Origin of the sequence: Mediannikoviicoccus vaginalis (assembly GCF_928097925.1) — a bacterium.
GTDB classification, from domain to species: Bacteria; Bacillota; Clostridia; order Tissierellales; family Peptoniphilaceae; genus Mediannikoviicoccus; species Mediannikoviicoccus vaginalis.
This window is the reverse complement of sequence record NZ_CAKMRI010000001.1, coordinates 958,115-971,287: the sequence shown is the minus strand read 5'-3', so window position 1 is coordinate 971,287 and position 13,173 is coordinate 958,115. Positions and strand designations below refer to the sequence as shown.

Below are 13,173 nucleotides of genomic sequence, written 5' to 3'. Positions count from 1 at the left end.
CGAAAGACCAAAGGGAAGATAAGTAACAGTCTACGGACTGTTATGGGAGACAATTGCAAAATAATTAATTTCTATGGACTGTGAAAACAGTCAAGGCTTTGGAAGGAAGATGGCTCTTACCATCTTCCCCACAAAGACCAAAAGTAATAATCTTAATTATTACAAAACTCAAAATTTAAGGAGAGAAAAATGCAAAAGACGAAAAAATTATTATCAATGCTATTAGCATTCGTAATGGTGCTAGGCGTAGCAGCACCAGTGTTTGCGGCAGTAGATGAAAAAAAAGATGAACAAGGAACTAAAAAAGTTTATGTTCACAAAATGTTAATGACAAAAGCACAATTAGATGCTCATAATGTTAACAAAGAAGGATATGATGGAAATCAAATAGAAAATCTTGGAACATTCTTCGGCGAAGGCGCTACAGAAATTCCAGGAGTATACTTCGTAGTTGAAAAAGAATTTACAGTACCAGATACATCTGAAGGTGCAGAAGAAGGAGCAACTAAAAAGGTATGGAAGGCTGTTACAACTACAGGTACAGAAGCAAAAGCTGACTTATCAGATGCGTTAGCTGGATTAACAAAAGAAATAACAGTTGGACAAAAAACTTTCACTGCATTAGAACTTGATACTTCTAAACTTCCAAAGGGAACTTACAGAATTAACGAAGTTCATGAAAAATCAGAATATGTTGGTAAAGACGGTAAAACTCTTACAGATATGAAAGCAGTTCCAACAACAATAACTTTACCACTTGTAAATAAGGAAGGTGTTGTTGAAGAAGCTCACGTATATCCAAAGAACACTGAAGAAAAACCAGATACAAACAAAGACTTTACCAGAGAATTTGAAAACGGAAAAAACGGTAGAACAGATCAAGAAAAATCAGATGCAAAAGCTGAACCACACAATGTAGGAGATGTTATTGACTACACAGTAACTACAAAAGTTCCTGCAAAGACTAAATGGAAAACTGCATTCTGGGACGATAAGATGACAGAAGGTCTTACATTTGTTAAAAGAGAAGATGTAAAAGGCAAAGCAGAAGGCGATAAACTATACAATAAAGGCTTAACTGTTAAATATGATGGTAAAGAAATGAATAAAGAATGGTATGAATTAGATGAAACTGAAAATGGATTTAAATTAAAATTAACAGACACAGGCCTTAAAGAAATTGCAAAAGCAACTGAAGAAAAAACAATAAGAATAGACTACCATGCAACTCTTAATGAAAAAGCAGTAGTAGCTATTCCAGAATCAAACGACGTTACATTCCACTATGGAAACAACGAAGATCATGGAAATACACCAGTTCCGAATAAACCAAATGATAATGGTGAACTAACTATTACAAAGGATTGGGATACTGGCGTTGCTAAGCAAAATGTAGAATTTACACTATACAATGCTCAAACTGGTAAAAAAGTTGAAGCTAAAGATGTAGAAACTGTAGACGGATATGAATTCGAAAACCCTGTAACTATAACTGCAGGTGAAACTATGACTTATACTTGGAAAGGTTTAAACAAAAATATTGAGTACAAGGTAGTGGAAACTTATATTGACGGACACTCTGTAGAATATGGTAAGACTACAGAGGCTGGTGGATTAACAGCAAAGAACTACAAAGATAACAATCCAAAGCCAATCAATCCTAACGAACCAAAAGTTGTAACTTACGGAGCAAAATTTGTTAAGACCGATACTGAAGGTAAGAGACTTCCAGGAGCGGAATTTGTAGTTAAGAAAACTATAACAACTGATGATGGAGAAAAAGAAGTTTTCTTAACAGGAAAAGCTGCTGACAGAACAGAATATAATAAAGCACAAAGCGCTTTTGAACAAGCAATTAAAGATTATAATGCTTTAGAAGCAGATAAACAAACTGAGGCTGAAAGAGCAAAAATACAAAAATTAGAAAAAGCTAGAGATGATGCTTGGAATGCAACACTAAAAGATATGACAACTTGGGCTGATTCTAAAGACGCAGAAGATGTACTAAAATTAACATCAAATGAACTAGGTCAATTTGAAATAGCTGGTCTTGCACCTGGAACATATACTTTAGTGGAAGTTAAAGCTCCTGACACTTATGTAGATGCAACTAAGGCAAAACTAGAATTCACATTCACAATTGGTGATGATGGAGAACAAACTCCAAAAGAAATTGACTTTGGTATTAATGATGATCAAGCAGAAGATAATGCTATGAGAATCATAAACAAGAAAGTTGATATCCCACAAACAGGTGGTATCGGTACAATAATCTTCGCAGCAGTAGGTATTGCACTAATGGTTAGCGCAGTAGTTGCTATGAAGAAAAGAGAAGCTGAAGAAATTTAATAGAGCATAATAATGCTTAGAAAAAGAGAGGCGTGTCCTCTCTTTTTTGGTTGCAAAAACCCCCACCCCTGTCATCCTGAGGGAGCGTAAGCGACTCGAAGGATCTCGTTGTTGAGGGATAGGAAGTGAGAAATGAGAGATGGGAAATGAGATGTGAGATGTAAGAAATGGAATAAAAAACTGTTGGGATAGTTATATGACCTCAACAGTTTTTTTTGTAGATTTATTAACTTGAAAAATTTCACTGAGAAATAATTATTTTTATTTCATGAACTTTTTTTAATGACTTTATATTTTTAACTTTTACAATGTAATTAACTTTTGTTATTTTATTAACTTTTGGTACATCTTTAAACTCTTTTATTTTTTTAAATTTTTTTGAATTAATAAATTTGTTCAAAGATTTCATTTGTTTTCTTAGTTTATCCATGTTCTTTTTGTTATTTGAGTAAAAAAGTTTTACTTGTCTTAAATCGGATATTAAATCTTCATACTCATTTTTATCAGAGAAAAAGAAATATAGTATAAAACGAATAAGTATATATAATAACGCGAAATACAAAATAACCAAAAATAATGAATTAATATTATTATTTGGAAAATTCATAATGTTATAAATGTCGCTTTTAAAAATACCAGTAACTACACCTAAGAATTTTAAAATTTTTATTAAATTATATCTTGCTAGTTGCTTTTTTGATTCTTTTATAAGTCTATTGATAGACTTGCTATTGTTAATATCTATATTATAATTTTTTAACAGGCTAATTACCATATTCATTCGTTTTAATGAATAAGAACAATAAAAGTCGAGTGACATTTTTTTCAAATTTTTTTCTCTATTATCAATTTTCAAGAATGAAAAAATTAAAATAAAAAAGAAGAAAAACGAAATAATTGAGCTAACTTCTAAATATGATACTAAATGAGAATTTAAATAAAAATCTTTAAAAAATATTGATGAAATTATTAAAATCAGTATTGATGTAACAAAACAAAACAAATTTAAATATAATAAAATAATAAAAATCTTTCGGTAACGAGGTAAATCATTATATTTTATTTTTCCTTCGATTTGTTTTAAATTAATTTTATAATCTATGAAAAAATCCTGAAATCTCATATTTTTATCCTTTTTCAATTATAATTAGCTTATAATGTATTACACACAACGAAATCTGTATTAAAATAAATTATATCATTACATACTAATAAGTCAAATAAAACTTAATGTTAGATTATTTGTTCTGAAAGTGAAACGGGATTGAGTGTAGAGAAGTGAGAAGTTGGGGTTTGAGAAGATTAAAAAAATGGAAGAATTTAAATTAGAGTTTAGAACTATAGAATCTGCCTTTAATAAAATTTTAAAGAATTTAAATTAAAAGAGACAAAGAGCAACTCAATACTAAAACCTGATGATAGAATAAATATTATAAAATACTTGACAAAATATGTTAAATCATTTATTATAATGTAACTAGTACCCGACGGTCTCTTAATAATGTGCACCAGGTCGGGTAATTTGATTTAACTATAATTTAGAGAATTATAATTTAAATTGAAAGGAGCTTATGAAACGTATGGGAAAGAAAAAATACTATGCTGTAAAAGTAGGAAAAAACCCTGGAATATATCAAACATGGGAACAAACAAAAGTGCAAGTAGAAGGTTTTTCTGGTTCAGTTTATAAATCGTTTTTAACAGAAGAAGAAGCTCTGAAATTTATTAAAGAAGATGCGACAGTAGATGAGGAACTCGAAAATTTTGAAGACTTAAATAATGAAATATCAAAGAAAATTAAAGAGTTAGACAGTGATAAAGTAATTGCATTTGTTGACGGAAGTTATTCAGAAAATGCTGATGGAAAAGAAAAGTATTCTTTTGGAGCGGTCATTCTATCAGATAAAAAAGAGAATAATTTATACAAAGCTTATATAGATATGGAGAATATTAATTATAGAAATGTTGCAGGAGAATTAAGCGGCGTCAAAGAAGTAATTCTTTGGGCTATAGATAATGATAAGAAAAAAATAACAATCTACTATGATTATGAAGGTATTGAGAAATGGGCAACTTCTGAGTGGAAAGCAAAAAATGATTTAACAAAAGGATATGTAAAGTTTATAGACGAAAAGAAATTGTTGATTGACATTGAATTCTGTAAAGTTCCAGCACATAGTGGGATTTCTTATAATGAAAAAGCTGATGCTTTAGCAAAAAAAGCATTATTAGCACAAGGATATAAAACCTATAATGACGGATCAGTTTATTTTGTTGGATTTGATGACAAGAAATGGTCTAATATTATTGAAGATATAAAATATGATTTTACAGATGAAGATGAAAAGATAGTTTATAATCTTGAAAGAGTAAATGATTATTTAAATAAGATCAAAGTTCAAAAAGGAAAAGAGAAACTTACTATAAATTGTTATAATGGTCAAAAGTCATATGTTCAAGGTAAGCAAAGCACTTTATTTCAAAAGTTAATATCTTACGCTATAGAATTATTGCCAACAGATAGTGCTGTGGTAGAGGTTTTAAATACTTATCATGCTGTTAATATAGAAAAAGATGACTTGGAAAATACTTTTTCACAATTTTTGCCAGATTTTCCAAGTAATACAGAAAACCTAAAGGTTAGAAATACTTTGATATCAGCTGTATTCAGCACAAAGTTAATAGCAGATTTACCAGACTTTACATTTTTAGTAACACCTGTTTTTAGAGCTATGGAATATTATCTTCATAAAATATTAAATGATTATTTAGGTAAAGAAACTGAGAATATTAATAGTAAAAATAATTTTTCTTTTTTTAGCATAAATAAGGAAACGAAGGAATACTATTATAATTCTGATAAGAAAGATTTAAATAATTCACAGATAGATTACTTAAACAGGCTATATAATTCATATAATAGAATCAGGCATCCGTATTCACATTGGAGTCAAGATTCAATGGATACTGAAGTTATTGAGGATTTAAAAACAGCAAGAGAATTGATTATCACTAATTTAAATCTAATTAATGAGTTTTATCAACTATATAATTAATTACAGATATTTAGGAAGGAGGAATTTTTATGACAAACTATTTAATAAATGATCTAAATCTATCAGGTTATAATAATATAATAACATTACTGGATTATAAAGAAAAAATTTCTGCTTGCCTAAAAAATATAAAACAGCTTCCTTTACCTGGAGGTAAGGTTTTAGTAGACACTGCTCTAGTTTCTGGCTTGAATAGCTATAGATTTATTGAAGTGAAAATTGATCAAGATGGTACATTGGATTTAAACCAATATGCTTATGTAATGGTTAATGATGCTATAATTGATAAAGCTAATTCTATAATTAATACAGAACCTGCATGGCTAAATAATTCAATTTTAACAAATTCTCAAAAAAAATTAATAGCAACATCTTAAAATATTAAAAATTAATCATTAAAAAACTGTTATGGTATTTGAATCAGTGTACCCTAACAGTTTTTTTGGTCTTTAATAAAAAATCACTTTACATAATTGGTCTAAGTGTTGTAAGAAGTTATATGTTTGAATCAGGATGTTAGATAGATACTTAGTAGGATATAAAAATACGGAAAATCCAGCAAGATTTTCTACTTCTTATACTGGGGTTTGGGGTATCCCCAAGCGTTTTAAGGGTGTAAAAGGTTGGGTTTCAGGGATAGGATATGAGGGGAAATCGCAATCCCCTTCATCCTGTCCCTGGGTTTAGGAATGAATATGTTGATATAATAAGGATTTGGTAAGTTTATAAAACTTAGAATAACATATTATGAGGGTTTAGCGAACACTTTTTTAGAAAAAGTGTTCGAGATTCTTCGACTGCAAAATTTTTTTCAAAAATTTTTTCGCTCAGAATGACACAAGAAGGGATAACACTTCTTAGGGTGAAAAACTACAGAAAAACATATTAAGAAACTTTAGCGAGATTTTCAAAGAAAATCTCGAGATCTTTCGACTACAAAATTTCTTCGAAATTTTTTCGCTCAAGATGACATAAGAGGGGCTAACACTTCGAGGAAGAAGATGTACAAAATGCACTATGTGCCGAAGGCACTAAAAGAAAATCCAACAAGATTTTCTACAGCTTTATAAAAGGGGTCTTGGGGATAATCCCCAAGTCGTTTGGAAGGTAAGGAAGAGGGGATTTCAAGGGGAGAACGTTAGAAACCATACGAAAAGGTTTCTTAGTTCTTCCCTTGGTTAAAAGAAAGATGATATTAGAAATAAAAAAAGTAGTAGGTCATCGACCTACAAAACAATAAACTTTTGCGAGCTTTTTTTAATAAGCTCGTAAAAAGAGGATGTGCCAGATTAACCCTGACACATCCTCCTTTTTACTGTAAACCCTCAATTACTATGGCAAGTTCTTTTATACTTTCCGATAGTGTTTCCAATTTTGACTCAATTCTGGTAATTAAAAACCACGAAAGAACTATTGGGAAACCTATATTGGATACATATTCTAATAACTCTGTCATCATATCTCCTTTCCATAGTCAAAATCCGGCATAAAGCCGGACTCTAACTATAATATACTAAAATCTTGATAAGTTGTTTCAACAACCCTCGCTTGTACTGCTTGGTCAAGAACGCCTTTCTTGCCTACAAGCACCTTATTGTCAACAATCGCTGTAACAGCAGCTTTTACTTGTTCATCGTTTAGGTCATCCTTAATATAATCAAGTCTAACCATACCACTGTCATTAAGTTCATTCTTAAACTTCATAGAAAGATATTTTGCCATCTAATTCACCTCCTTTGTCCATTTACCACGAACTACTCAATTGTTGATTCAACAATCTTAGTAGTTTCGACCATAGTTCCATCAATCAATGCATATAGACTGTTTGCAACTACTTTTAACTTTTCGTCATCTGCTTGTTCTGAGATATTAGAGATAGTTTTTGACTTCATTCTAGTCTTGCCGTCTCTGTCAACCTCAAAGCCTAATTTCATCTTTACGCTCTTTAGCATCGCTTTCACCTCCTAATTGTATATTCCAAATTTAAGAATTTTTACTACTCAATAAATATTTTTTTATTTTTTGAAGGGCCATAAACTTTGTATTAACTACAGTTCTATATTTAACACCATACTTTTTTGCAATATCAGAAATGGATTCCTTCTTTATATAGAAGTCTAAAATCACATTCCTTTGTCTATGGGTTAAAGAACTAATCCCTTTATAAAGTGCCTTGTATTCTTCCCTTTCTTCAAAATCATCTTCAATATTGGAAGGGTCCATCAAAGTGTCCATCAATGTTAAATCATCTTCGCCAATGGGCTCATCTAAGGACAAACTTTCCTTCTCTTTATTCTTGCTAATATAAAAGAAATAAAGTCGTGACTTCAAATAGCCACCAAATGAATCATTTCTTTTAACATCATAGTCCCTTAATGCTTCACAAATTTCTAACACGCCTTCATCGTATAGCTCTTCAAACTCGTGGGGCTTGTTATAGTACCTGTTAATAGAGGACACTATAAGGGGATGATACTTCTTTACAATCACATCTACATTTTTTATGTCTTTGTTTTCAATAATCTTTTCAATCTGCATATCAGTTTTCAAAACAAAACCTTTCTTGCAGCTGCGTTAAATTCCCGGGTGCTTACATAATAAAACTGAATTTGGAATTATAAAAAACGGGAATTGAAGAAAAATATAAGGAATATTGACTGAGAACATATGTTCTGCTATACTTTCCTTAAGGAGGTTTTATATGTTTTTTAAAGAAAATATCGTAGCGGTCGAACCAATTTATGAAAAGGGATTTGGAGATGCCACAAAAATTTACCTTGAAAATGGCGAGACTATAATAGACAAAAGAAAGATAAATACAGTGTTAAAGGAAATAGCAAAAACAGAACTAATAGATATGAAACAAGTACATGAACTAATAAAAAAATATTCTTCGTTAAAAAAGTCCCTTCCACATGTCTTTGATAAAAACCACATTTACATTGGAATAAAGACGAGAAAACCGATTTGCAAAAATGATGGAACTCTTGCCTTTGTAAATTTGAACAAAATAAAAGAATGTAATGACGGAATATTGTACTTAAAAAATGGTGTTGAAATAAAAGTTTTAGATAATAAGACACTGGTGAGAAAGAAAATGAATGATGGAATACTGTGTGGGATACTGGTAGAAGACAGGAGGAGGTTTACGATGTAGGTTTAACACCTACAACCGTTATGGATATATTTTGTAGGTCTATGACCTACTACGATATTCTTTCCAATATAGTTAATCTCTTTAATCCAAGGGCAGGATGAAGGGGATTGCGATTTTCCCTCATATCCTATCCCTGAAACCCAACCTTTTACACCCTTAAAACGCTTGGGGATACCCCAAACCCCGTTGTAAGTTGTAGAAAATCTTGTTGGATTTTCTTTTAGTGCCTTGCGGCACGTAATATATTTTGAACATCTTCTTCCTAGGAATATTGTCCCCAATTATGTCATGTTGAGCGAGCAAAGCGAGTCGAAACATCTCGTGAACTTTCTAGTAGAAAGTTCACGCTAAAGTTTATTAATATGTTATTTTGTAGGTCTATGACCTACTACGATATTCTTTCCAATATAGTTATTCTCTTTACTCCAGGGACAGGAGTAGTGAGCAAGTTTTTTATAAAAACTTTTATTAAAAATCATCCCAAGGGGAGAACTAAGAAACCTTTTCGTATGGTTTCTAACGTTCTCCCCTTGAAATCCCCTCTTCCTTACCTTCCAAACGATTCAGGACTGGCCGTCCTGAAAACCTGCTTAGTGAGAAGAAGAAAATCTTGTTGGATTTTCTTTTTGTTTTATAATCGTGTTACGTAAGTTTTCTCTTCTCCCTAGGAACGTTCCCTCCCCCTCATTGTCATTCTGAGCGTAAATTTTTTGGAACAAAAAATTGAAGTCGAAGAATCCCAGATGCTTTTCTTAGAAAAGCATCTGCAAAAGTTTATTAATATGTTATTCTGTACTGTTTCACCCTACCACCTTTTTATTTCTGATATAATTCCTTTTTTAACCAATGGGAGACCCCTTTAATAGAAGTGAGAAGAATGTCGGTCAAAGTGAGACAAATGTCAGTCAAAATGTCGGTCAAAATGAAGGTCAAAGTGAGGGTCAAAATGAGGGTCAAAGTGACACCCAAAAAGACGTAAATGTCACCCAAAATGTCACTCAAAAAGATAAAAATGTCACCCAAAAAGACGTAAATGACACCCAAAGATTAAAGCCTCCAGAGAGAAGAAAACAAATTATTAGAATAATTGAAAATAATCATGGAATAACAGCTACTGATTTATCCAAAAAGTTTAATTTAACAGAAAGGACAATTAAACGAGATTTGAAAAAACTTACTGATGATAAATTAATTGAGTATGTAGGTAGTTCAAAAAGTGGGTATTGGAAAGTAAAAAAATAATAGTGGGGGATTTGTATAATAAAAAGGGCGATTGTGTAAGTGAATGACAATCGTCTTTTTATGTGGGAAAAGTAGTGAGAAGTGAGAAGTGAGAAGTGAGAAGTTGGAAGTTGGAAGTTTGAGAATAGGAATGTATTTTATTCCAGTATTTGGCCGTAATTCATTCCAGTAAATGGCTATCCATTCCAGTATTTGGCTATATTTTATTCCGGTATTTGGACGTAATTTATTCCAGTATTTGGCTGTAATGTTAAGGATAAAGTATATTTCTCCCGAATATGATATAATATTCGGGAGAAAGGAGTGTAAAATGACTTCATACTTAGATCAAATAAAAAATAGAATTAAAAATTTGAGCAACGAAAAAGTTTTTATTAATAATGATTTTTTAGATATAGCTGGAAAAGAAACTGTTCGCAGAACTTTAAATCAACTTGTTTCCGAAGGCAAAATCAAAAGGGTAATAAATGGATTTTATTATAATCCTAGGTATAGCGAGCTAATTGGTGAATATGAAGAGGTATCTATTCATGAGCTAGCTTTAGCTATAGCTAGAAAATATAATTGGAATATTGCTCCATATAATAGTACTGCTTTAAATTTATTGGGTTTATCATCACAGGTTCCGACTCATTATAAATATATTTCAAGTGGGAGATACAAGGAATATAAGATAGGCGATACTACTTTGGAATTTAAAAAGGTAAATCCTGGAGAAATTGCCAACATGTCTTTAAAGACTGCAACTGTAATTCAGGCAATCAAGTCTTTGGGCAAGGAAAATATAAATGATCAGGTTGTACAAAAGATAAGAGGAAACTTATCTGAAAAAGAGAGAGCAGATTTAATGAATGAAGCAAAATCGGTCCCATCATGGATATATGAAGTGATAAGAGAAATTAATAGTTAAAAGTTTTTGATTTTAGAATAATATTCAGCAGAAATTAAGCAAGGGGGATCCTTTGCTTTTTGTTTACATAAAAGTTGAGTAAATCGCAGTAGAGTTGAGTAAAATGCGGAAGAGTTGAGTAAAACGCGAAAGAGTTGAGTAAAACGTAGAAAAGTTGAGCGATACGTTGTATGGTATATTTTTAAAATTTTTTGTCTCAATATTCCAGACAGTGTCTGGCATATTGCTGATTTTTAGGGAAAAATTGTAGGTTAGAGGTTCGAAGTGAGAGGTGAGAATTGAGAGGTTGGAAGTTGGAAATAATATTATCTCATGTCGAAGGAAGAAAGACGAGGTCGCCTTCTGACACTTTCCTGACGAAAAGAGAAACGAGATCGACATTTGACCTACGACGAAGACTTCGTCTTCTGTTAGGTCAAGAACTCGCTTCGCTCCCTCAGTATGACAGTACGGTGGGATAATATTCCTACGAACTACGAAAACTTACGAAACACAACTATAAACACAGAAAATCCAACAAGATTTTTTACAGCTTACATTGGGGTTTGGGGTATCCCCAAGCGTTTTAAGGGTGTAAAAGGTTGGGTTTTAGGGATAGGATATGAGGGGAAATCGCAATCCCCTTCATCCTGTCCCAGGAGTAAAAAGAAGAAATGTATTGAAAATAAAATGGTAGTAGGGTGAAACACTACAGAATAACATATTAATAAACTTTTACGGACAGTTAAAAAAACTGTCTGAGATCTTTCGACTACAAAATTCCCTAAGAATTTTTTCGCTCAAGATGACATAAGAGGGGCTAACACTTCGAGGAAGAAATGGAAGATTTGTATTTCGTGGGAGTTGTCACCTTTGGTGACACTTTCCTGATGGAAAGTGAGATACTTCGACTCGCTACGCTCGCTCAACATGACAGAGCGGGGGAGCAACACTCCCAGGCAGGGTATAACCCTACAAAACAAAAATAGAGGATTAAAAAAGGAGGCAGTCGCCTCCTTTTACCATTACCCTTAACCTAGTACTGCCTTTACTGCTGCCATTGTTATATAGTTATATGGTTGGTTGAAATGTGGCATAAAGAATATATCTGTCAACGCCAATTCATCAATTGTAACGTCCTTTTGAATTGCAAGGCTGAACATATGGATTCCCATTGATACATCATATGTTGAACCAAGTTGTGCACCGATAATTCTTCTGTCATCTTTTCTATAAATAATTCTTATTTTTACCTGTGCATTAGGAACATCTTCCATAAATGCTGGTTTTTGTAAGTCTTCAAAGTCTGTGTATTCTACTTCTATTCCATATTTCTTTGCAAGGTCAACGGACATACCTGTCATAACAATCTTATGTCCATAAATTTGCATTCCTGATGAACCTTGTACTCCTGGGCTTGCGATGTCGACGCCACAAGCGTTAAGTGCTGCTACAATTCCTGAACGAACTGCATTTGTCGCAAGGGCTACATATTCTTGCGCATCGGAAGGTTTGTAGTAGATAGTTGCACAGTCACCAATTGCATAGATGTCTTCGTTTGATGTTCTAAAGCGTTTATCTACTAGGTATGCGCCACTTCTTTCGTGTCTCTTAAGATCTTCGCATAGATAAACATTTGGCACAAATCCAATTGAGTTTATTACAAGGTCTGCTTCGTATTCGCCCTTATTTGTAACAACGCTCATAACTTTTCCGTCTTCGCCTTTAAATTCTACAACGTCTTCATTGTATACAAGTTTTATTCCGTTTTCTGCCATTGCATCTTCAAGTGGTTTTGAAAATTCATGATCAAAATAATTTTCAAGGATTTTGCTGTCCCTTGTAACAAGTGTAGTATTCTTGCCTATTCTTTGGAAGGCTTCTGCAAGTTCAACTCCAATATATCCAGAGCCAACTACAACGACATTTTTAATATCTTCTCTTTCGCCAATTGCTTTAACTTTTTTAGCATCTTGGAAAAGCTTTGCAACTTCAATATTTTCTAAGTCTTCACCAGGAAGTTTGTTTGATCTTGGTCTTGATCCAGTTGCAATTATTAACTTGTCATAAGAATCTTCGATTTCGCTTCCGTCCTTAAGTCTAACTTTAACAGTCTTTTTGTCTTCATCAACAGAAAGAACTTCAGATTCCATATGTACCTTGGCACCCTTTTCTTCAAAAACATTTTTGTTGCAATAGAAAAGTCCGTCAGAGGTTGAAATTTGTTCGCCAATCCATAGTGCCATACCACAACCTAGGAAAGAAATATTATTATTTCTGTCGTAGATTGTAACTTCGTTGTCCTTAAAATGATCAAGGATTGTGTTTGATGCAGCAGTACCTGCGTGGTTTGCTCCGATTACAATAATTTTCATACTATCCCTCCTAATATTTTATACCATACTATTCTTGTATGGATAACATCATTATACCATACTTGTTAAACTAATACCATACTCATGTTATAAATTTCATTATAT

General features: G+C 32.3%; 12 protein-coding genes. 6 read left to right on the top strand and 6 right to left on the bottom strand.

The features are described 5' to 3' along the window. Positions 1-189: 189 nt before the first annotated feature. Entirely contained in the window at positions 190-2,349 is a 2,160-nt protein-coding gene (locus L6651_RS04675; protein WP_237036839.1) for an isopeptide-forming domain-containing fimbrial protein, read from the top strand. 241 nt (positions 2,350-2,590) lie between these two features. Here the strand turns inward: L6651_RS04675 and L6651_RS04670 are convergent, their stop codons facing one another. Then, complete coding sequence (locus L6651_RS04670; protein ID WP_237036838.1) at positions 2,591-3,472, bottom strand: hypothetical protein; 882 nt, start codon at positions 3,470-3,472, stop codon at positions 2,591-2,593. A 457-nt stretch (positions 3,473-3,929) separates the two neighbouring features. On the opposite strand from L6651_RS04670, the gene L6651_RS04665 reads away from it, so the two are divergent. Both L6651_RS04665 and L6651_RS04660 read left to right on the top strand, forming a co-directional pair. Then, positions 3,930-5,405 (top strand): ribonuclease H1 domain-containing protein, encoded by a 1,476-nt coding sequence (locus L6651_RS04665; RefSeq protein ID WP_237036837.1) that lies wholly within the window; start codon positions 3,930-3,932, stop codon positions 5,403-5,405. A 29-nt stretch (positions 5,406-5,434) separates the two neighbouring features. After that, a complete protein-coding gene (locus L6651_RS04660; RefSeq protein WP_237036836.1) occupies positions 5,435-5,782 on the top strand; it encodes a type II toxin-antitoxin system RnlB family antitoxin in 348 nt (115 codons plus the stop codon). Between the two features lie 935 nt (positions 5,783-6,717). Here L6651_RS04660 and L6651_RS04655 read toward each other — a convergent pair. Genes L6651_RS04655 through L6651_RS04640 form a run of 4 tightly spaced genes read right to left on the bottom strand, consistent with a single transcriptional unit; the run spans position 6,718 to position 7,955 of the window. Beyond that, positions 6,718-6,861 carry a YvrJ family protein gene (locus L6651_RS04655; protein WP_237036835.1) on the bottom strand — a complete coding sequence of 48 codons (144 nt, stop codon included), beginning with the start codon at positions 6,859-6,861 and terminating at the stop codon, positions 6,718-6,720. Positions 6,862-6,908: 47 nt separating this feature from the next. Beyond that, positions 6,909-7,127 (bottom strand): DUF2922 domain-containing protein, encoded by a 219-nt coding sequence (locus L6651_RS04650; RefSeq protein WP_237036834.1) that lies wholly within the window; start codon positions 7,125-7,127, stop codon positions 6,909-6,911. 32 nt (positions 7,128-7,159) lie between these two features. Further along, positions 7,160-7,357 (bottom strand): DUF1659 domain-containing protein, encoded by a 198-nt coding sequence (locus L6651_RS04645; protein ID WP_237036833.1) that lies wholly within the window; start codon positions 7,355-7,357, stop codon positions 7,160-7,162. Between the two features lie 31 nt (positions 7,358-7,388). Further along, positions 7,389-7,955 (bottom strand): sigma-70 family RNA polymerase sigma factor, encoded by a 567-nt coding sequence (locus tag L6651_RS04640; RefSeq protein WP_237036832.1) that lies wholly within the window; start codon positions 7,953-7,955, stop codon positions 7,389-7,391. 151 nt (positions 7,956-8,106) lie between these two features. Here L6651_RS04640 and L6651_RS04635 point away from each other — a divergent pair, with 151 nt between their 5' ends. The 3 genes from L6651_RS04635 (at position 8,107) to L6651_RS04625 (ending at position 10,714) form a co-directional block, all read left to right on the top strand. Then, positions 8,107-8,562: a hypothetical protein gene (locus L6651_RS04635; protein WP_237036831.1), complete on the top strand. Its 456-nt coding sequence runs from the start codon at positions 8,107-8,109 to the stop codon at positions 8,560-8,562. An 846-nt stretch (positions 8,563-9,408) separates the two neighbouring features. Next, positions 9,409-9,804, top strand: a complete 396-nt coding sequence (locus L6651_RS04630; RefSeq protein WP_237036830.1) for an HTH domain-containing protein — start codon at positions 9,409-9,411, stop codon at positions 9,802-9,804. 310 nt (positions 9,805-10,114) lie between these two features. Continuing rightward, a complete protein-coding gene (locus tag L6651_RS04625; protein WP_237036829.1) occupies positions 10,115-10,714 on the top strand; it encodes a DUF6088 family protein in 600 nt (199 codons plus the stop codon). 1,010 nt (positions 10,715-11,724) lie between these two features. On the opposite strand, the gene nox is transcribed toward L6651_RS04625, so the two are convergent. Next, the gene (gene nox, locus L6651_RS04620) at positions 11,725-13,068 is read right to left on the bottom strand and encodes a H2O-forming NADH oxidase (protein ID WP_237036828.1); all 1,344 of its coding nucleotides are present in this window, start codon (positions 13,066-13,068) and stop codon (positions 11,725-11,727) included. Between the last annotated feature and the right edge of the window lie 105 nt (positions 13,069-13,173).